The sequence below is a fragment of the Micromonospora sp. NPDC005194 genome (genome assembly GCF_040608335.1).
Classification (GTDB): domain Bacteria; phylum Actinomycetota; class Actinomycetes; order Mycobacteriales; family Micromonosporaceae; genus Micromonospora.
Map to the genome: position 1 here is coordinate 18838 of NZ_JBEXIA010000045.1, position 20200 is coordinate 39037.

The 20200-nt window shown below is 71.9% G+C and carries 13 protein-coding genes and 1 pseudogene; 8 read left to right on the forward strand and 6 right to left on the reverse strand.

Annotated features, from left to right (window positions below; all coding sequences use genetic code 11):
* Positions 1–34: 34 nt before the first annotated feature.
* A complete protein-coding gene (locus tag ABZU53_RS27870; protein ID WP_355068465.1) occupies positions 35–1732 on the forward strand; it encodes a GMC family oxidoreductase in 1698 nt (565 codons plus the stop codon).
* A gap of 7 nt (positions 1733–1739) precedes the next feature.
* Here ABZU53_RS27870 and ABZU53_RS27875 read toward each other — a convergent pair whose 3' ends face one another.
* Positions 1740–6317 carry a caspase family protein gene (locus tag ABZU53_RS27875; protein ID WP_355068467.1) on the reverse strand — a complete coding sequence of 1526 codons (4578 nt, stop codon included), beginning with the start codon at positions 6315–6317 and terminating at the stop codon, positions 1740–1742.
* Positions 6318–6321: 4 nt separating this feature from the next.
* The gene (locus ABZU53_RS27880; RefSeq protein ID WP_355068469.1) at positions 6322–6600 is read right to left on the reverse strand and encodes a hypothetical protein; all 279 of its coding nucleotides are present in this window, start codon (positions 6598–6600) and stop codon (positions 6322–6324) included.
* 126 nt (positions 6601–6726) lie between these two features.
* Here ABZU53_RS27880 and guaA point away from each other — a divergent pair, with 126 nt between their 5' ends.
* On the forward strand, positions 6727–8283 hold the full coding sequence (gene guaA / locus ABZU53_RS27885; protein ID WP_354855362.1) for a glutamine-hydrolyzing GMP synthase: 1557 nt from the start codon (positions 6727–6729) through the stop codon (positions 8281–8283).
* A gap of 7 nt (positions 8284–8290) precedes the next feature.
* Here the strand turns inward: guaA and ABZU53_RS27890 are convergent, their stop codons facing one another.
* Positions 8291–8647 (reverse strand): PspC domain-containing protein, encoded by a 357-nt coding sequence (locus ABZU53_RS27890; protein WP_354855363.1) that lies wholly within the window; start codon positions 8645–8647, stop codon positions 8291–8293.
* 144 nt (positions 8648–8791) lie between these two features.
* On the opposite strand from ABZU53_RS27890, the gene ABZU53_RS27895 reads away from it, so the two are divergent.
* The 3 genes from ABZU53_RS27895 (at position 8792) to ABZU53_RS27905 (ending at position 12058) form a co-directional block, all read left to right on the forward strand.
* Entirely contained in the window at positions 8792–9742 is a 951-nt protein-coding gene (locus tag ABZU53_RS27895) for an NUDIX domain-containing protein (protein WP_354855364.1), read from the forward strand.
* A 139-nt stretch (positions 9743–9881) separates the two neighbouring features.
* A complete protein-coding gene (locus tag ABZU53_RS27900; RefSeq protein WP_354855365.1) occupies positions 9882–10772 on the forward strand; it encodes an NUDIX domain-containing protein in 891 nt (296 codons plus the stop codon).
* A gap of 347 nt (positions 10773–11119) precedes the next feature.
* Positions 11120–12058: a CDP-alcohol phosphatidyltransferase family protein gene (locus tag ABZU53_RS27905; RefSeq protein WP_355068476.1), complete on the forward strand. Its 939-nt coding sequence runs from the start codon at positions 11120–11122 to the stop codon at positions 12056–12058.
* Positions 12059–12122: 64 nt separating this feature from the next.
* Here the strand turns inward: ABZU53_RS27905 and ABZU53_RS27910 are convergent, their stop codons facing one another.
* The 3 genes and pseudogenes from ABZU53_RS27910 to ABZU53_RS27920 all read right to left on the reverse strand — a co-directional run bounded on the left by ABZU53_RS27910 (position 12123) and on the right by ABZU53_RS27920 (position 16185).
* Positions 12123–13376, reverse strand: a complete 1254-nt coding sequence (locus tag ABZU53_RS27910) for a phosphatidylserine decarboxylase (protein WP_354855367.1) — start codon at positions 13374–13376, stop codon at positions 12123–12125.
* Positions 13377–14026: 650 nt separating this feature from the next.
* A pseudogene (locus ABZU53_RS27915) lies at positions 14027–14212 on the reverse strand (hypothetical protein); the annotation flags it as partial.
* Complete coding sequence (locus ABZU53_RS27920; protein WP_355068470.1) at positions 14209–16185, reverse strand: PspC domain-containing protein; 1977 nt, start codon at positions 16183–16185, stop codon at positions 14209–14211. The gene ABZU53_RS27920 and the pseudogene ABZU53_RS27915, both read right to left, overlap by 4 nt.
* A gap of 159 nt (positions 16186–16344) precedes the next feature.
* Here ABZU53_RS27920 and ABZU53_RS27925 point away from each other — a divergent pair, with 159 nt between their 5' ends.
* From ABZU53_RS27925 to ABZU53_RS27935, 3 genes are all read left to right on the forward strand, one after another.
* Positions 16345–17610 (forward strand): PspC domain-containing protein, encoded by a 1266-nt coding sequence (locus ABZU53_RS27925; RefSeq protein WP_354855369.1) that lies wholly within the window; start codon positions 16345–16347, stop codon positions 17608–17610.
* Positions 17611–17612: 2 nt separating this feature from the next.
* The gene (locus ABZU53_RS27930) at positions 17613–18299 is read left to right on the forward strand and encodes a response regulator transcription factor (RefSeq protein ID WP_354855393.1); all 687 of its coding nucleotides are present in this window, start codon (positions 17613–17615) and stop codon (positions 18297–18299) included.
* Positions 18300–18489: 190 nt separating this feature from the next.
* Positions 18490–19653 carry a thioester domain-containing protein gene (locus tag ABZU53_RS27935; protein WP_354855370.1) on the forward strand — a complete coding sequence of 388 codons (1164 nt, stop codon included), beginning with the start codon at positions 18490–18492 and terminating at the stop codon, positions 19651–19653.
* Positions 19654–20200: the final 547 nt, after the last annotated feature.

The window sequence follows — 20200 nt, forward strand, 5'->3', positions numbered from 1 at the left end:
GGCGCGAGCGCTACTGACGGGTAATGATGCGTCCATGCGGTACGACGTGGTCGTCATCGGGTCCGGCTTCGGCGGCAGCGTCACGGCGCTCCGCCTGGCCGAGAAGGGTTACTCGGTAGGCGTCCTGGAGGCCGGCCGCCGCTTCGCCGACGACGAGTTCCCGCAGACGTCCTGGCGGGCCCGCCGGTTCCTGTGGGCGCCGAAGCTGGGCTGCTACGGCATCCAGCGGCTCACCCTGCTCCGCCCCGCCGAGCGGCGATCTGGCGGCGGCGTACTCGTGCTCTCCGGCGCGGGAGTGGGCGGTGGCTCGCTCGTCTACGCGAACACCCTCTACGAGCCGCTGCCGGCGTTCTACACCGACCCGCAGTGGCGCGACATCACCGACTGGCGCGACGAGCTGGCCCGCCACTTCGACCAGGCGAAGCGGATGCTCGGCGTCACCACGTACCCGATGGACACCGGCGCGGACCGCGCCATGCGGGCGGTGGCCGACCGGATGGGGGTGGGCCACACCTTCCACGCCACCCCCGTCGGCGTGCACATCGGCCGCCCCGGCCAGCGCGTCGCCGACCCGTACTTCGGTGGCGTCGGCCCGGAGCGCACCGGCTGCCTGCACTGCGGCTCGTGCATGACCGGCTGCCGGCACGGGGCCAAGAACACGTTGGTCAAGAACTACCTGTGGCTCGCCGAGCGGCTGGGCGCCACCGTGCACCCGCTGACCACGGTGACGGCCGTCCGGCCGGCCGCCGACGGAGGGTACGAGGTGCACACCGAGCGCACCGGTGCCTGGCTGCGCCGACGGCGGCAGGTGATCCACGCCGACCAGGTGGTCTTCGCCGCCGGGGCGCTCGGCACCCAACGGCTGCTGCACGGCATGAAGACCGACGGCGCCCTGCCCCGGCTCTCACCCCGCCTCGGTGAGCTGACCCGGACCAACTCGGAGGCGATCCTGGGCGCCTCGGTGGACCACCGGCGGGCCCGGTCCGAGCGGCTGGACTTCACCGAGGGGGTGGCGATCACCAGCTCGTTCCACCCGGACCCGCAGACCCACATCGAGCCGGTCCGCTACGGGCGCGGCTCCAACGCCATGGGGCTGCTCCAGTCGCTGCTGGTCGACGGCGGCCCGCACCGCGTTCGGCGCTGGCTGGGCAGCATCGTCCGGCAGCCGGGGCTGGCCGCCCGGATGCTGTCCGTGCGCGGCTGGTCGGAGCGGACGGTGATCGCCCTGGTGATGCAGTCGGTGGACAACTCGCTGACCACCCGCTGGCGGCGCGGCGTGTTCGGTCGCCGGCTGGTCACCGGGCCCGGCCACGGCACCCCGAGCCCGACCTGGATTCCGGCCGGCAACACCGCGACCCGGCTGCTCGCCGAGGAGATCGGCGGTACGCCGGGCGGCTCGCTCACCGAGCCGTTCGACATCCCGATCACCGCGCACATCCTGGGCGGCGCGGTGATCGGCGCCACCGAGGCCGACGGGGTGATCGACCCCTGGCACCGGGTGTACGGCCACCCGGGGCTGCACGTGGTGGACGGCGCGGCCGTGTCGGCGAACCTGGGCGTGAACCCGTCCCTGACGATCACCGCACAGGCGGAACGGTCGATGTCCTTCTGGCCCAACCGGGGCGAGGAGGACCCCCGCCCGGCGCTCGGGGATCCGTACCGGCGACTCGACGCGGTGCCGCCCAGACGGCCGGCGGTGCCGCCGGACGCCCCCGCCGCGCTACGCCCCTGATCCCGAGCTAATTTATGTCGGCACTGAGGAGCCGCCGCACCTCCAGCCAGCCGCGCTCGTCGATCTTGACGCGGGGTGCGGCGAGCCACTGCGTCGCGCGGTCGGCAAGATCGTCCGGGTCGACGGCGAACGGACGGCACAGGGCGGCAATCTCCGCCGGCTCGGTGGGCGGTGGTTCCAGCTGCTGGGTGCCGAGCACAAGCAGGTCGTCGAAGGCGATCGGTCGGCTGAGGGTCGACGCCAGCTCGTCGAGCAACGTAACGTCCTCGCCCGCCGCGACGAGCAGCGCGCGGACCTCGGCGGTGACGTCCTGCATCGACCTGCCGGTGAGGGCGGACATGCGGAGCGCCCGCACGGCCCAGTTGAGACCATTGCGGGGGTAGTCATCCCAGGGAGACATCTCGAAGAATCGCTGGAGGAGGGCGCTCGGCATCAGGTCCGCGAGATCGGCGGGAAGTTGTACCGGCAGATGGAAGCTCCGCGTCAGGCCCTCATACCGGCGCAGGGCAGTGAGCGCCTGCCCGAGCGTGCAACCCTCCACGAGGGCGAGTGCGACTACCATGTCGATGGTGACGAGGGCATCGGAAAGCTGCTGCTCCAGCAGGTCGGCATGTCGTCTGAGCTGGCCTCTGGACTCCGGCCTAAGGTGAGCTGTCGCGGTCAGCCGCTCGCCCGCGACGCCCGCCTCGACGAAGAGGTTGAGGGCGCGAGACAAGTCGTCCCATTCGGATTCGTCCAGTATTGCCAACAGCGCTTTTAGATTGTTGACCGTGTGGTCGATAGAGCGCCCGTGATAGTTCTGCGCCAGCGCCGGGCAGGCCGCGACGGCCGCCATGACCGGCGACCAGTCCTCGACGGGAGGCTCCACTCGGAGGCCGGCCGCGGCGAGTTCTGCCACAAGTCGCTCGCAGTCTGGTCCATGCTCTCCCAATGCCCGATAGGCGGCAAAGGCGATATTGGCGGCCGGAACGGTGGTGGAATGGAACGGGCTGATGCTGTCGAAGTCGTGGGACGCCGCCAGCATCGCGAAGCGACTCAGTGGCGGAGGGATAAAGGTGTAGCCCGGCAGGATTGTCGGCTTCTGGTCGCCGTAAAGGATGCGACGCGCTCCTTGATTCAGTTCCCTGAGGGAGGGTGCGGCCCTCAGCGAGGCGAGAGTTTTTGTCACGGCCGCCCGGTCGAGCACCGGAACCGGGAGCCAGCTAACCGCAGGGGCGATGCGAGTGGCTGGCCAGCCGGGCACCTCGTCCTCTGCCGCTTGTGTGCTGATCACAGCCAAGGTCAAATCGCGGAGGAGGATCGGCAGGTTCCGAAGTGGCGAGTTGGCCAACGCTTGCCAGCTCTCCGCGTGACGCTTGGGAGACAAGGCGGCCGCCGCCGTGGTGAGGCTGAGCGACACCGGCTGCTCAAGCAGTGCCACGGCCCATCCATAGACCGCGACCGCACCCAGCGTGACCTGCAGATCCTCGGCCAGGGCCTGCAGGTCACCAAGGACTGCTTCCGGCCACTTCATGGAGCGATCGTGACCTCTCCGTCGCAACTCGGGTTCGAAGTCGGCCGGGCGGCGGCGGGTTACACTGAGGAGAGCAGCCAGCCGATCGTCGAATGGCGGTATCCCCGGAGGCGGGCTGGTTCGTTCACCGTCCACGTTCATGTTGGCGCGGGCCACGTCCAGGACGTTGCGTGCGTCGCCATGTTGATGCAGCAGGGCTGGGTCCCGTACATGCAGGCCGTCGCGCGCCGGCACCAGTGACAGGGCCTTGGTGCGAGATGCCACGGAGTCGGGAACCTCCCGGTAGCCGAGCACTGGGCGCACGATCAGCGGCCGGTCGCGCAGCGCCTGCCAGGCCAGCCGTGCTGCGGGAATGTCGGTGCTGAACAGGCTCAACAGCCAGTTGCCCGACACGTCCGCCCAGCCGCCCACCCGGGTGGCGGCCTCCTGAACGCGCACGCTCACCGCCCGTCGGTCGTAGCCCAGCAGTGTCCGACGGTCCACGCTCAGGTTCGGCTGAGCCCACCCGCCGAGCGAGACCGTGCAGCCCGGCAAGCGGATGGATCGCCCGTCGTCGATAGGGATACCGCTGACCAGGATCTCACCCGGACCCTCGTGGAAGAAGACGGCGAGATCCGGGGCCCGGAAACAGGGCGTCACCTCATCGCCGTTCCGGTCGTACAGCCGGTCCGCGTGCCACCTGCGATCCTCGAAGAGCACCGGGATGGTCGGCGCCCGGACGGTCCGGTTCAGCGCCTCCGCCAGGTCGAAGTCCTGAAACTCGGGATTGAGGAACAGGCGAATGACCGTTCCACCCCCGGTGGGCTCGACCTGGCCGCCGTCGCTGATGTGGAACAGGTCCGACCCACCACGGATCCGGACCCGGATCGGCGCCTGAAGACCCAACCGACGATCGACCCGGGTCGTCCGGACCTCCAACTCATCGGCGATCATGAAATAGCTGAGCACTCCGATGCCGAACTGCGAGATCGGCTGGAACTCCGCGCCGCCGTCGGTGGCCCACTCGGCGGACTCCTGGATGAACTCCGGGAGGTCCCGGAACCGACGCCCCGCCTTCGCGAATGCCTCCCGCATCTCGTGGTGCGACATACCGATGCCGTTGTCACGGCATTCGAGATATCGGCGTCCACCGTCGACACCCATCCGAAACTTGATCACCGGACTCCAGTCGTGCTCGTCGCCCTGGAGATGCTGGAGCCGACGCTCCCGGTAACGGCAGGCGTCGACGGCGTTCTGGTACAGCTCACGGACGGCGAGCGACGGGTCCTGGTAGAGGTTGGTGCCCATCAGGAGGTGCCGCGTCTCCGAGGTGGAGACCCGGAAGGTCACGTGCGGCAGACGGAACGAGGCGCGCTCGGGTTGCAGCCGGCTCGCGGCGATCAGATGCGGCGTCTTGGTCTGGTGCAGTGGACCACCCGGCTGGCGGTGCGTCAGCAGGATCTCGTTCGTTTCCACCACGAGCTGCCGGATCGCCAGGTCGATCGGCGCGCTCCGGGTCCAGAGGCTCAGATCCAGGAGGTTTTGCACCCGGTGCCAGCGCGCCTCCTGAAGCCCCGCCAGGGCATCGGCGATGGGCAGACCGTCGTGCGCCAGATGTATGCCGCTGGCCGGCTCGAAGAACCGGGTGTCAAGGCTCAGACGCCATAGCAGTTGCAGGGCGGCGGCCAGCCGTCGGCCGTTGACGCTGGACCGGACCGGTTCCAGGTCGATCTCCAGCTCGGTCGGGTCCAGGTCCGTCAGGCTGCGGGACGGGTCGAGGGCGTAGCGCACCGCGTCGATGAGGTAGTCCACCGTCCGGCCAACACCGGCCGCCGGCAGATCGGGCTTGATCCCCCGGACGATGTCTGCGGTGCCTCCCCGGAGCCTGCCGGTGGTGTCGAGGGCGCACTCCCGTACTGCGGCGAGGTGAGCGGCCCACTGTCGGAGTGACGACGCAGGGTCGTCGCCCTGATCGATGGCCCTGCGCAACCCAGGCTCGGCGGAGAGTACGCACTCCACCGACCAACACGAGTCCGACCGGGCCAGCAGGCTCAGCTCGGCGTTGCGAACGGCCGCGTCGACGACCGCGACCATCCCGACCAGCACCAGCCGTTCGAACGGGGTGGCGAGGATCGCGGGGGCGAGTTCCCGCAGGGTGCGGGCGAGTCGATCGACGAGGCCGGGTTGCAGCCAAGGACTCGTCGGACGGCCGGCCAAGACTGACTCGGCTGACGCCTCCGCCTCCAGCCCGTCGGCAATCTTCAGTAGACGCTCGACCTGCGCGGGCGACGGCTCCGGACGGCCGGGCGGCGCCTCGCCCAGGATGTCAGGAAGCTCGTTACGAAGCAGCCGGCTCCAGCGGTCCTCGGCGAGCAGGGCAGGGCTGAACGCGAACAGTGGGAACGCGGCAGTGTCCGGGTTGACGTTGCTGACCACCTCTAGGCGCTGAACGGGTAGGCCCTCCTGGCCGCAGATCAGCGTCATCCGGTCCTGCACGAGGGCAGCGGCCCGGGCGAGGCGCACCTCCGGTGGGAGGCTGGGCAGCAGTTCCACGAGCCCTCGGGTGAACACGCTGCACCCGTCGGCCCCCGCGACGCTGTAGGCCAGGTCTGTGGCCTGGGTCGCGAAGACGAAGGTGGTCGCGGTGCTGGACGGCAAGGGTGGCTGGTGCGTGCCCTCGACCGGCTCGCCGTCCCGGCATGCGTCGATCAGGAAGGTGACCGAGCGGGCCGGGCTGACCTTGATCTCCTCGTCGAACCGGACCGGCACCAGATAGCTGCGTTGATCCGGAAGACGCGGGTTAGCAGACGAGGGCACCAGATAGCTGATCCCGTCGAAGTAGCGGCCGTGCCCGCTGAAATAGATGATCAGGTCATCATCGACGTCGCAGTCGATCAGAAACTCAGCGATCGCTGTGCGGATGGTGTCGGAGCCGACCTCGGCGTCTTCGGCCAGGATCACCTTCGACACGGTTACCCCGCTGTCGCCAAGACCGCGTTTGAGCCTCTGCACGTCCGCTTTGACGGCTGGACTGATGGCATCGCTGTAACCGCCCGTGTAGTGAGCAATACCGACAAGGAGCGCCCGACGCATTCCGTCACTCGGCTCGCTTGAAGAGCACCCGGACGCCCCCGGTAATGCCGACGGTGGCGCTGCCGAGCAGCTTCACACCGCCTTCGCCGGTCAACTCGACGGTCAGTTCGACCTCGTCCATCCGCCAGCGACGTCGACTGCCGTCGGTGGGGTCGGGGTCGTCCGGCAGGAGAACCTGCAACTCCTCGAGTGCCGCCCGCACCCGCTCGGCGTTGACGGTGATCGTCTTCAACTGCCGGTCGACAAGGCCCTTGCTGTGTTCGTCTATCACCCAGGCATCCACGGTGGCGAGGGTAGTGGTCGCTTTCAACCCTCGATGGTGCCGTCGTCAACGTTGACCGATGCGTACCTTTCTCGCCGCTCTCACCCGACGGCGGATCAGCCTTGACGGCCGGTAGGCTTTGTGCACATGAGCCTGCCTCGCCCTGTCCTCGTGGTGGACTTCGGAGCCCAGTACGCCCAGCTCATCGCGCGCCGGGTCCGCGAGGCGAAGGTCTACTCCGAGATCGTGCCGCACTCGATGCCGGTCGCCGAGATGCTGGCGAAGAACCCGGCCGCGATCATCCTCTCCGGCGGTCCGGCCAGCGTGTACGCGCCGGACGCCCCGCAGATCGACGCCGGCGTGTTCACGGCCGACGTGCCGGTCTTCGGCATCTGCTACGGCTTCCAGGCGATGGCCCAGGCGCTCGGCGGCACCGTCGCGCGGACGGGCAACCGCGAGTACGGCGGCACGCCGCTGCGCCCCCGCCTCCTCGAGCCGGGTGTGCTGCTGCGCGACCTGCCGGCGGACCTGCCGGTCTGGATGAGCCACGGAGACTGCGTCACCGAGGCCCCCGAGGGCTTCACGGTCACCGCCGAGTCGGCGGGCGCGCCGGTGGCGGCCTTCGAGGACGTGGCCGGGCGCCGGGCCGGCGTGCAGTTCCACCCGGAGGTCGGGCACACCGCGCACGGTCAGGAGATGCTGACCCGCTTCCTGTACGACATCGCCGGCATCGAGCCGACCTGGACGCCCGAGAACATCATCGACGAGCAGGTCGCCCGGATCCGCGCCCAGGTCGGTGACAAGGAGGTCATCTGCGGCCTCTCCGGCGGGGTGGACTCGGCGGTCGCCGCCGCGCTGGTGCACAGGGCGGTCGGTGACCAGCTCACCTGCGTGTTCGTCGACCACGGTCTGCTGCGCGCGGGCGAGGCCGAGCAGGTCGAGAAGGACTACGTGGCGGCCACCGGCATCAAGCTGAAGGTGGTCGACGCCGCCGACCGGTTCCTCGGCGCGCTGGCCGGGGTGACCGATCCGGAGCAGAAGCGCAAGATCATTGGCCGGGAGTTCATCCGGGTCTTCGAGGCCGCCGCCCGCGAGATCGCCTCGCACGGCGACGTGGAGTTCCTGGTCCAGGGCACCCTCTACCCGGACGTGGTGGAGTCCGGCGGCGGCACCGGCACCGCCAACATCAAGAGTCACCACAACGTCGGCGGCCTGCCGGAGGACCTGAAGTTCGCCCTGGTCGAGCCGCTGCGCACCCTGTTCAAGGACGAGGTCCGGGCGCTCGGCCTCCAGCTGGGCCTGCCCGAGGCGATGGTCTGGCGGCACCCGTTCCCCGGCCCCGGCCTGGCCATCCGGATCATCGGCGCCGTCGACCGCGAGCGCCTCGACCTGCTGCGCCGCGCCGATCTGATCGCCCGCGAGGAGCTGACCGCCGCGGGCCTGGACCGGGGTGTCTGGCAGTTCCCCGTGGTCCTGCTCGCCGACGTGCGCAGCGTCGGCGTGCAGGGTGACGGGCGCAGCTACGGGCATCCCGTGGTGCTGCGCCCGGTCTCCAGCGAGGACGCGATGACCGCCGACTGGTCCCGGCTGCCCTACGACGTGGTGGCCCGGATCTCCACCCGGATCACCAACGAGGTCGCCGAGGTCAACCGTGTGGTGCTGGACGTGACCAGCAAGCCGCCGGGCACCATCGAGTGGGAGTGACCGCGGCTCACGCGGCCGGCGGCGTGTGGGACGGGGTCGTCGGCGGGTAGGGCGGCGTCGGCGCGTACCCCGGCTGCGGTCCGCCGGGCGCGGGCCCGGCGGTGGGCTGCGGCGCGGCGCCCGCCGGGTGCGGCCAGGCCGGCGCGCCGGTGGGCTCCTCGGGCATCAGGAACCACATGATGGGGTACGCGAACAGCGCGAGCCCGCCGGTGAGCAGGCCGGTGACCGCGAAGGCCACGCGGACCAGTGTGGGGTCGACGTCGAAGTAGCGGCCGAGGCCGCTGGCGACCCCCGCCACCATGCGGTCGGTGGTGGGTCGCCGGAGCTGCTTGTACGGGGCGTGCGGTGCGGCGGTGGATGTCATGTCTCCACGGTCCGCGCCGGTGCCCGGCCCGCCCTCGGTGACCGCCCGGATCCTTACCCTGACCGATCCCTGAGCGGGTAGCAAAGAGTCAGGAATCCGACTCTTTTCCGTCCCGGTAACCCGTCCCGGGGAGAATTTGGTCCCGTGACCACCTTGCTGGAGCCGCTTCGCAGGATCGCGGCATACGCAGTTTGTGCTGATTCAGACGGCCGAGTGTTGCTGGTCCGCGCATCGGAGCGCTCCGGCACCCCCGGCACCTGGTCGCTGCCGGGCGGAGCGGTCGACCACGGTGAGGACCCGAACCACACAGTCGTCCGCGAGACCGCCGCCGAGACGGGCCTCTCGGTCGCCGTCTCGGGCCTGGCCGACGTGCTCGCCGACATGCGGGCGCTGCCCGAGCGCGGCATCACCATCCACACCGACCGGCTGATCTACCGGGTGGCGGTGCGGGGCGGCACCCTCGCCGACCGGGTCGGCGAACGCCCCACCGACCTGGCCCGGTGGTACACGCTCGACGAGGCCCGCGAGTTGCCGCTGCGCTCGTTCACGGCCCGCGCCCTCGGCCTGCCCGCCTCCTCGGCCGACGTGGTGCCCGACGAGGTGCCCGAGTTCCCCTCCTTCTACGCGGTGCCCGGCCCGGACGGGCTGCACCGTGCGCAGCGCTTCGCCGCGTACGCCGTGTGCACCGACCCGGCCGGTCGGGTGCTGCTCACCCGGATCTCCGACGGCTACCCGGGCGCCGGCTGCTGGCACCTGCCCGGCGGCGGCACCGACTACGGCGAGCAGCCCGGCGCGGCGCTCATCCGGGAGCTGGTGGAGGAGACCGGCCAGTCCGGCCGCCTCGTCGAGCTGCTGGGTGTGGCGAGCCACCGCGACGCCGCCTCGCTCGGCCCGGAGGGCTACCCGATCGACTGGCACGGCGTCCGCGCCTTCTACCGGGTCGTCGTCGACGAGCCCAACGCGCCGACGATCACCGACGTCGGTGGCTCCACCTGCGAGGCCCGTTGGTTCGCCCGCGAGGAACTGGGCGCCCTCCCGACCGACCGCCTGACCGAGGTGACCGCAGAAGCAGTCCAAGCAGCCCAACTGACCTAACCCCCACCCCACCCCACCCCGCCCCCGGCCTCCCTCGTCGCGGCGATCATGAAGTTATTGTCGGGACACGCCGGGATGGACGGCGATAACTTCATGATCACCGGCCTGAAGGCGGGTGCGGGGGAGCGGGGGCCTGGTTGTGGAGCTGGTGCGGCGGGTTGCGGCTTATGGTCTGTTGTCGGCCTCGGGGCGAGTTCTGGTTGTTCGGGGGGCTGTGGGGGCGGTGTGGTCGCTGCCTGGGGGGCCGGTCGCGCACGCCGAGCATCCTGAGCGTGCGGCCGTGCGCGCGGTGGGCGAGCAGACCGGGCTGACCGTGTCGGTGGGCCGGTTGCGGGCCGTGGTCGCTGACGTCAGCACCCTCGCGCAGGACGGCGTCTCGCTGCACACCGACCGGTTGCTGTTCGAGATGACCGTTGACGGCGATGCGCCGGGCGACACCGGAGACGGCACGATCGAGGCCCGCTGGGTCAGCCCAGAGGACGCGGCCCGGCTGCCGTTGACGCCGTTCAGCGCCGAACTGCTCGGACTGCCGGTCACCCCGCTCCCGGCCGACGCGCACCCGTCCGCCGAGCCGCTCCCGCCGCCGCACCCGGATCGCCGGCTGCGCTTCGGGGCGTACGGGCTGGTCACCGACCCGGCCGGGCGGGTCCTGCTCACCCAGATCGCCGACGGCTATCCCGGGGCCGGCAAGTGGCACCTGCCCGGCGGTGGCACCGATCACGGTGAGCAGCCGACCACCGGGCTGCTCCGTGAGCTGGTCGAGGAGGGCGGTCAGGTGGGCCGGGTCGTGGAGCTGCTCGGCGTGGACAACCTGCACAACCCGGCCGCGCTCGGCCCGGAGGGCCGTCCGCTGGACTGGCACGGCGTTCGGGTGATCTATCGGGTGCTCGTGGACGTACCCACTGACGCGGTGGTGACCGAGTCCGCCGGTGGCTCGACCGCCCGGGCGGGCTGGTTCACCATCGCCGAGACCGCTGACCTGCTGCTGACCGGCATCGCTGCCTCGGCAATCGGACAGCTGGGTCGATAGCACCCGGCTCGGCGAGCCGAGATGGTGACCCTCCGGTACAGTCAGAGACGGGAATGGTGGAGGAAACGGGCGATGAGGCCCGGGATGGGAATAACAAGGCGGTTCGCGCGGTTTGCACCAGATATAAGTACCGCCGGCAGCTATCGCCAAGCCACGTTCCCCTATGCGATGGTGTACTCCGCAAAACGGCTGCCGGGCCACGCAAGGTCCGGCACGAGACAGCCGGACATCCGCCCCAAACGGCGGCAAGCCGATCCGGTGATGGAGGAAACGTGCCGAGAGCCCCATGGCGCCGGCGTCGTACGACTGACAGTCCGCGCCCCGCAGGGCGTCGCTGGGCGGGCCCGTTGCGCCGCAGCAGCACGTTCGCCCGCCAGGTGCTGCTGGTCCGGGTGGGTCGCCGTGACGGCGACCTGCGGACCACCGACGTGACACTGCCCGAGCACCGGTACGCCGACCGCCAGCGCCGCCGTTACGGCCTGGACCGGCTCGGCCGTCCGTCGCTCGGCGTCAACCGGGCCGAGGTCGAGGCGGTCATGCCGGTCAGCCCGGCGCTGCCGCCGATGGCGCACGCCGACGAGGCGTCGTCCCGGTCGATCCCACTGCTGCCCGGCGAGCGCACCGTCGCCCGCCGGATGAAGTTCGGCCTGGTCAACGCCTGCACCCTGGCCAGCCTCATGCTCGGCATGCTGGCCATCTTCCTCGCCATGCAGGGCGAGGTGCGCATCGCCGCCCTCTGCCTGATCGCCTGCGTCGGCTTCGACGGCCTCGACGGCGCGTTGGCGCGCCGGCTCGGCGTCGCCAGCCCGTTCGGCGCTCAGATGGACTCGCTGGCCGACATGTGCTCGTTCGGCCTCGCCGCGCCGGTGGTGGTCTACGCCTCGCTCGCCGGCTCCGTGTCGACGGCTGCGGCCGCGGTGGCCTGCGCCCTGGTCGCGGCGTGTGCGGCGATCCGGCTGGCCCGCTTCAACGTCTCGCCGAAGGACGGCCGCTTCTTCTGCGGTGTCCCCACCACCATGGCCGCGGCCGTGCTCGCCGTGACCGTGGCGATCGGCCTGCCGGTGCCCGGCCTGGTGCTGGTCGCCGGGGTGGCACTGCTCGCCTTCGCGATGGTGTCCAGCTTCCCGTACGCCAAGCTCGCGCGCCTGGTGAAGCTGCCGCCGTGGCTCTGGCTGGCCCCGGTGCTCGGCGCACTCGTCGACATCCGGCTCACGTTCGCCCTGATCGTGGTGGGCTACCTGGTCAGCGGGCCGGTGCTCTGGCTGCGCCAACGTCGTACCGCCTGATCCGACACACGACACACGAAAAGGGGCGCCGCGGACAGCGGCGCCCCTTTTTCGCGTCTTGGCGTCAGCGCCAGCGGGCGATGACTGTGGAGCCGCCGACCACCTTGTCGCCCGGCCCCACCAGCGGGTCCGCGGCCTCGGCCGGCAGGTAGACGTCGGTCCGCGAGCCGAACCGGATGAGCCCGAAGCGCTCCCCCTTCGCCAGCAGCGCGCCGATCGGCGCGCGCTGCACGATGCGGCGGGCGATCAGGCCGGTCCGCTGCGCGACCACCACCGTGCCACGGCTGGTGTCCAGGACGGTGTACGCGGCGACGTTGTGCTCGGCGTCCGGCTTCATCGCGTTGACGAAGCCGCCGTCGGCGACGAAGTAGTCCACGACCTTGCCGGCGACCGGAGCCCGGTTGACGTGCACGTCCAGCACGGAGAGGAAGACCGCGACGCGCAGCCACTCACCGTCGCCGAAACGCTCGTCGTGCAGGCGCTGCACCGACAGGACCTTGCCGTCCGCGCTGGCCACCACGGCGTTCGGGTCCTCCGGGACGTCCCGCTGGGGATCGCGGAAGAACGCGGCGACCGGCCCGGCGGCCAGCGCCGGCAGCAGCCACAACTTGGACGACGGACGCGCCACCCGGGCCAGCGCCGCCAGACCCAGTGTGATGCCCGCCGCGGCCACCCCGTTGGAGTCGATGTGCATTCCCCGGGTCAGCGGCACGCTCGACGGCCGGTACGCCGGGGCCAACCGGTCGGCCGTGGCCGGGCTGGCCGGGGTGAACCGGAGCCGGTAGACCCGTACCGGCGGTGTGTTCCGCAGCACCAGGTCCCCACCGACGCCGTAGAGGGCGTCCTGGCGGGCCAGCTCGCTGGCCGCGCCGGTCGTCCGGCCCGGCGTCGCGGTGGTCGCCACGCTCAGCACCCCGCCCTCGGTCAGGTACTTGGACAACCCGTCGATGCCGCTCCGGGTCTCCTCGGCGGTGCCGATGAACGCCTCGCCGGCGATGACCACGGCGGCGGCCTCGGCGTCGGCGAGCGAGTCGACCACGCGTACGCGGTCGGCGACCCACCGGCCCTGGGCGGTGACGTGCTCGCGGAGCACGGGGGCGCCGGACGAGTCGGCGGGCACCACGGTGAGCTGGTCACCGGGGAGCAACGCCTCGATGGCCGCGGCCAGCACCGCGGACTCCGGGCTCGCGCCGACCAGCAGGGCGGCCTTCGGGTCGTTCATCCGGGCCAGCTCGGTGACGAGGGTACGGGCGGCTCGCTCGCCGATGCGGACCGGACCGGACCGGCCGGTGGTACGCACGGCGGGGGACTGCGTCATGTCGGGCGGGCTCCTGACGGGGTAGAGACGGGAATCGCGGCGGGGCCGCCATGGCGGGGACGGGCCGGCCGGCGGAGGCGAGATCTCCACCGGTCAGCATATGCGCCTGCCCGCGCCGGCCGCACCGCCGTGGAGGTGGTGCGGGCCGCCGCGGGCAGGTGGCCGGGTCAGGATTCCCGCCGTCGGCCCTCCCGCTCGTCCGCCGGATCGTCGCCGGTCGCCGTGCTCGGGTGGTCGGGCCGGGGCTGCTCGTCGGCCCCGTCGCCGGGCCGGTCGGAGACCGGCGCCGCCTGCGACTCCGACGCGACGTGCGCCAGCCAGGCGGGGTGGATGGCGTCCGCCGACGCCTCCGGTGCCCGGATCTCGGCGGTCGACGCCTCCGGCAGACGCATCTCGGCGGTCGGCGCCTCCGGTGCCCGCAGAGCCACGGTGGGTGCCTCTGGCGCCGGTCCCGGCAGGGGAGCGTCCCAGGTGGAGTGTTCGGCGGTCCAGGCCGGAAGGCCCGCGCCGGAGGTCGGGGCGGGCACCCCGGAGGTCGGCACGCCGGGCTCGGCGGCGCCCGTGACCGGCCCGGACGCCGAGGTCGGCGTGCCGGGCTGCTGGGCCGCGATGGTGGCCGGGTCGGCGACGTCGTTCGGCTCCGGGCGGCCGGAGCGGCCGGAGCGCAACGCGCCGACCAGACCGAAGATCCCGATCAGGATCAGCGCGCCGGCCAGGAACCAGCCGACCGGCGGCAGCGCGAGCCCGAGCAGTTGGGCGAGCAGCCACCAGGCCGACAACGCCAGGAACACCAGCCCGAAGGCGAACGAGAGCAGGTCCGTACGGTGAGCCTTCACCGGGTCACCTCCAGGTTGCCGGCATTGACGTGGATGTACAGGCGCAGCTTCCCGCCGCCGGGACCGTCCGCGCCCAGGTCGGTGGACTCCCGCAGGCGGCCGTCGATCCCGCCGGAACGGTTGCCGAAGATGGTGGCGTCGCCGGCGTTGACGTCGGCCACGGTGGTCACGTCCACGTTCGGCGGTACGACAACCGTCGCCTGCCCGAAGTTGATCGCGACGGTCACCTCGCTGTCCTGCTTCGTGAAGTCGATGCCCCGCAGGTCGAGCACGGCGTCACCGAAGCTGTTCTCGTACCGGTTGGCGAGGTCGCGGTAGTCGGTGGGCGCCCAGGTGACCGCGCCGTCCACGCCACGGATGCGGTCGTAGGACTCGGCGACCGTGGCGGTTCCCAGAGCCGCGGCGGTCACCAGGCCGAGCGCGATCAGCCAGCGGGCCCGCCCGAACCAGGTGCCGACCAGCAGCCCCAGCCCGATCGTGGCCAACGCGGCCGCGAAGTACGCCGAGGCGCCGACGGCGAAGACGTCCAGCAGGTCGAGCAGGGCGACCACGCCGAGGGCCAGGAAGATCAGCGAGAAGGTCACCGCGCCGAGCGGTGAACGCTCCCGGGGCCGCTTCGGCGGCTTCGGTGGTTTGGGCGGCGGATACGCGGCCGGGGCCGGCGCGGCGTACGGGCCGTGTGGCGCGAACGGTGGGCGGTACCCGCCCGGCGTCGCCGCGGTCGGGTAACCGGACGGACCGGCGGGCACTGCGGTCACCGGCGCCGACGGCCAGCCGGCGGTGGGGGTGACCTCGGTGGCCGTGCCGCTGCCCGGCCAGCCCTGCTCGGGTGCCGGCCAGGTGGCCTCCTGCGGCCCCGTCGTGGCGCCGGCCGGCTGCCCGGACACCGGCCCCGCCCCGGACGACAGCGCCGCCCCGGACACCGGCTGCGCGCCGACGAACGGCTGCGTGGCGGTGGCCGGCTGGGTGCCGTGGACGGGCGCGGGTGCGCTCGGCGTCTCACCCGGCGCCGCGGCGGCGTACGCCGGAGCGCCACCGGCCAACGGCGCGGTCGCCAGCGGCCCGGTGGACGGCGCCGCGCCGTACGTCGGAGCGGGCCAGGCGACCGGCGGGACCGGCCCGGGTGGCGTACCGGTCGGGTTGGGCGGCACCGGTCCACCCGGGGCGCCGGGCTGTGGTCCACGACTGTCCCGGTTGAGCAGCAACGCGCCGCCGATCAGGATGGCCGCGCCGAGCAGCACCGCGCGGAAGGCGTCGGTGACGATGTAGCCGAAGCTGGCCGCCACCAGGATGCCCAGCACGATCACGGTCACCGGGGACATGCTGGAACGGCCGCGCCCCAGCATCGACTCCACCGGGGATGCCGTGTCGCCCTCGTTCGGGATGATCAGCCAGGCGGCGACGTACACCAGGATGCCGATGCCGCCGAAGAACCCGAGCACCGCGAGCAGCACCCGCCAGAGCACCGGATCGGTGTTGGTGGCTCGTCCGATCGCCGCGCAGACCCCGGCCAGGTAACGGCCGTCGCGCGGTCGGACCAGCCCGTACCGCGAGGTGAAGCCGGTGCCGCCCAGCGGCCCCACGGACGGCCCCGGCCCACCGGGCCCTCCAGGCGTACCCGCGCCCCCGCCGGGCCCGTAGCCCGCACCGGTCGTACCGCCACCGGGCCCGTAGCCCGCGCCGGGCGTACCGGCGGGCCCGTAGCCTGCGCCCGGCGCGAAGCCGGCGCCGGGCGCGTAGCCCGCGGCGGGTCCCTGGCCCGTGCCGGGCGTGTAGCCGGCGCCGGGCGTGTAGCTCGCGCTCGGAGGCTCGTACGCGCCCGGTGTCGGTTCGGCGGTCGGGCCGGTGTCGGCGGGCGGGCCGAACGTGGTGGGCTCGGTCCAGCCGGCGGGCGTCCCGGCTGGTGCGGGCGGTGCTGAACCGCCCGGCTGTGCCGACCCGGGGCGGGGCGGCGGGGCAGCTTCCTCGGTCATGCCTCGATCCTGCTGCCCGCGTCGCCCGAACGGCCTCAGGACCCGACCCTGACCCCACCCTGAGATCCGGGCGGCCGGAATGTCGGGGGCGTCCCCGTGGTCGGCGGACGCCGCAGCGTGTGACGATCGGACTCACCGACCTCCGGACAGCCCACCACCGTGACCAGGGAGCCTGCGATCAGCACCGTGACCCCGCCTCCGCGCCTGTACCGCGCCCCCGAGCATCGGATGGCCGCTGGCGTCGCCGCCGGTATCGCCGACCATCTCGGCATCTCGGTGCTGCGCGTGCGGGTGGCGTTCATGGTGCTGCTCGGGCTGAGCGGGCTCGGACTGCTGCTCTACGCGGCCTTCTGGGCGGTGGTGCCGCTGCGCCCCGGTGACACCGCGGTGCCGCCCCGGCGCGACGTGGCCCAGCTCCTGCCGTTCGTCGGGATCGGGCTCGGTGTCCTGCTGATCCAGGTGATGGTCTTCGACTCGGTCGGCGCGGCGGGCACCGCCGGTTGGCTGGTGGCCATCATCGCGGTCGGCGCCGGGGTCATCTGGCACCAGTCGGCGCCCGAGCGGCGACGGCGCTGGGGCGACACGATGCCGGTCCCGTGGCTCGGGGCGGTCGTGGAGGAGAGCGACCGGCGGGCCTTCGTCCTCCGGTTCATCGGCGGCGGGGTGCTGGTCGCGGTCGGCATCATCGGTGTCGCGGCGGTCTACTCGCCGGCACAGAACTTCGACGCGGTGATCAACGGGGTGATCTTCGCGCTGGTCGGGTTGGCCGGGGTCGGGGTGGTCACCGCGCCGGTGCTCTGGCGGACGTACAGCCAGCTCCGCGCGGAGCGCGAGGGGCGCATCCGCGAGCAGGAGCGGGCCGAGCTGGCCGCGATGGTGCACGACCAGGTGCTGCACACGCTGGCGCTGATCCAGCGCAACGCCAGCGACGTCAAGACGGTGCAGCGGCTGGCCCGGGGGCAGGAGCGTTCGCTGCGCAACTGGCTCTACAAGCCCACGGCGTCACCGAGCGAGCGCTTCGCGGCCGCCCTGGAGCAGGCCGCCGCCGAGGTCGAGGACACCTTCGCGATCACGGTGGAGACCGTGGTGGTGGGCGACCGGGAGACTGACGAGAAGGTCGGCGCGCTGGTCGCCGCCGCGCGGGAGGCGCTGGTGAACGCGGCCCGGCACGCCGGCGTGCAGACCGTGTCGCTCTACGCCGAGGTGGAGCCCGATCAGGTCAGCGTCTTCGTCCGGGACCGGGGCAAGGGCTTCGATCCGGATACGGTGGAGGACCACCGGCACGGCGTACGCGGTTCGATCATCGGACGGATGAAGCGGCACGGCGGACGGGCCGAGATCCGGTCCGGCCCGGGGGAGGGGACCGAGGTCCGGTTGATCCTGCCGATCTCCCGGGACTCGTCCGCAGCGGAGAGGAACAAATGACCATGGCCGAGCAGCCGATGGAGCACCTCGACCCGGCGACCAGCCGCCCGGAACGCCTGCGGGTTTTCCTGGTCGACGACCACGCGATGTTCCGTGCCGGGGTGCGTGCCGAGCTGGGCGCCCATGTCGAGGTGGTGGGTGAGGCGAGCACGGTGGCCGAGGCGGTCACCCGGATCGCCGCCACCGTCCCGGACGTGGTGCTGCTCGACGTACACATGCCCGACGGCGGTGGCCGCGCCGTGCTGGAGGCGATGCGGCGCAGCCATCCGCAGGTCAAGTTCCTGGCGCTGAGCGTCTCCGACGCGGCGGAGGACGTGATCGGGTTGATCCGGGCCGGCGCCCGGGGGTATGTCACCAAGACCATCTCCCCGGACGAGCTGACCGCGGCGATCCGTCGGGTCGCCGACGGTGACGCGGTGTTCAGCCCCCGGCTCGCCGGGTTCGTGCTGGACGCCTTCGCGGCCCGGCCGGACGCCCCGGTGGCCGACCCCGAGTTGGACCAGCTCACCAACCGGGAGCGGGAGGTGCTGCGCCTGCTCGCCCGGGGGTACGCGTACAAGGAGATCGCCAAGGAGCTGTTCATCTCCATCAAGACGGTGGAGACGCACGTGTCGAACGTGCTGCGCAAGCTCCAGATGTCCAACCGCTACGAACTGTCCCGCTGGGCGGCGGACCGCCGGCTCGTGTGATCTATTCCTCCGCCCCGGCATTTCGGGCAGATGCCACGGATGCCGCCGGGCGGGGCTGACAAACGATCACCCGTCGTCCCATACTGCCCCGGTCCCGTTTCCGCGCGTGGGTGTTGGCATCCCGCGGAGGCGGCGGCTTACGCGTGCCCGCGGTAGCGGGTCACCCCTGGGGGAGAGGTACACAATCTTGATGTTGGGACAACGAGGACGACACTGGGCGCGGGTCGCGTTGGCGGCCGTCGCCGGCGGCGCGCTGGCGCTCGGCGTGGCGGGTGCCGCAGCCGCTGCTCCGGCCACCGGTGTGGCCAAGGTGGTCGATGGCACCGAGGTCACCCTGAAGCTCGACGGCAAGACGCGCACCACGTCTGCGCTCGCTCTGAAGATCGACGGCAAGCTGGTGCCGGCGTTCTGCATCGACTACCACACCAGCGTGAAGCTCGACGGCAAGTACGAGGAGGGCAGCTGGGACGAGTCCGAGGTGCGGAACCTCGGCAAGGTCCAGTGGGTGCTCACCCACGGCTACCCGAACGCCGACTCCACCGCGCTTCTCGCCGCCGCCGGCGTGGAGACGAAGGTCGGTAAGAAGCAGCTGGAGACGCTGCTCTACTTCGGCACCCAGACCGCCGTCTGGCACTTCAGCGACGGCATCGAGCTGGGCGCCTGGGAGAAGGACCTGCAGGCCCGCAACCAGTACGAGGTGATCACGAAGGTCCGTGACTACCTCATCAAGAACGCCACCGACCAGCCGGAGCCGCGTGCCGAGCTGTCCGTCGACCCGGCCAGCGCCACCGCGACGGTCGGCGGCAAGGCCGGTCCGTTCACGGTGAAGGGCCCGGCGGGCGCCATCACCGTGGCGGCCACCGGCGGCACCGCCGTCGACGCCGAGGGCAAGCCGGTCACCACGACCACCAACGGCGGGCAGTTCTGGCTGGCCGCTGAGGCCGCTGGCGCGGTCAACGTGACCCTGACCGCGCAGGACTCGGTCTCCTTCGGCCGGGTGTTCCTGTTCACCGGCGCCAAGAAGGCGCAGAAGCTGATCCTCGGCGGCAGCACCGGCGCCACCGTCACCACCCAGGCGGCGGCCACCTTCACCGCCGTCCCCACGACGCCGCCGACCACCCCGACGGCGACCCCGAGCGCGTCGGCCTCGCCGACCACCCCGTCGGCCACGCCGTCGGACTCGGCGCAGCCGGCCAGCCCGGCCCCGTCCACCTCGCCGGCGAGCAACGGTGGCGGCCTGCCGCTGACCGGTTCGCCGATCGCGGCGGCGGCGACCGCCGGTCTGCTGCTGCTCGCCGCGGGTGCGGTGGCCGTCCTCCTGGTGCGTCGTCGCAAGGTCCGCTTCACCGCCTGATCCATCCCCGCCACACCACCGGCCCCGGCCCCGCCTCCAGGCGGCGCCGGGGCCGGTGTCGTCGCAGCCGCCGCGGTCGCTCTTCGGTGATCAGAAAACCGTCCGCGGCACCCTCGTCCACCCAGCCGGCCATGGTGCCCGTGCAGCCGACGTTGACCTCGTCCGGACGGGTAAAGAAAGTCGAGCCCGCGTTAGACGTCGGACCGCGTGGTCGTCAAGCGAAAAAGCTCACATAAGCCGAGCCTGAGCGGGGCGCGAGCGTCCCAGCAGGTCAGGTACTTCCAGGTCGGAGACACCTGGACTGACCGTTTTGTGATCATTTTTCAAGTATCGGCAACGTGGCGGACAACTAACGGCTTGATAACGGCACCTTCACGAAAGCGGCCAGTGGGTGTCACAGTGGCAGCACCTCACCCTCGGTGTGTGGCACTCCGCACGGCCCACGACCACGGCCTCCGCTGTTTTCCCGGCGGGTTCGTGGCTGTGCCGCCTGCGCAGAGTCGCGCCTCGTCGGGTGAGGGAGCCCGGCGGATCGGAACATCAGGGG

What these genes read in the sequence shown, in the direction of transcription:
- ABZU53_RS27910 (WP_354855367.1), bottom strand. Translation starts at nt 13,376, where the DNA reads ATGACGCAGTCCCCCGCCGTGCGTACCACCGGCCGGTCCGGTCCGGTC.
- ABZU53_RS27875 (WP_355068467.1), bottom strand. Translation starts at nt 6,317, where the DNA reads ATGCGTCGGGCGCTCCTTGTCGGTATTGCTCACTACACGGGCGGTTAC.
- ABZU53_RS27935 (WP_354855370.1), top strand. Translation starts at nt 18,490, where the DNA reads ATGTTGGGACAACGAGGACGACACTGGGCGCGGGTCGCGTTGGCGGCC.
- ABZU53_RS27890 (WP_354855363.1), bottom strand. Translation starts at nt 8,647, where the DNA reads ATGACATCCACCGCCGCACCGCACGCCCCGTACAAGCAGCTCCGGCGA.
- guaA (WP_354855362.1), top strand. Translation starts at nt 6,727, where the DNA reads ATGAGCCTGCCTCGCCCTGTCCTCGTGGTGGACTTCGGAGCCCAGTAC.
- ABZU53_RS27920 (WP_355068470.1), bottom strand. Translation starts at nt 16,185, where the DNA reads ATGACCGAGGAAGCTGCCCCGCCGCCCCGCCCCGGGTCGGCACAGCCG.
- ABZU53_RS27870 (WP_355068465.1), top strand. Translation starts at nt 35, where the DNA reads ATGCGGTACGACGTGGTCGTCATCGGGTCCGGCTTCGGCGGCAGCGTC.
- ABZU53_RS27930 (WP_354855393.1), top strand. Translation starts at nt 17,613, where the DNA reads ATGGCCGAGCAGCCGATGGAGCACCTCGACCCGGCGACCAGCCGCCCG.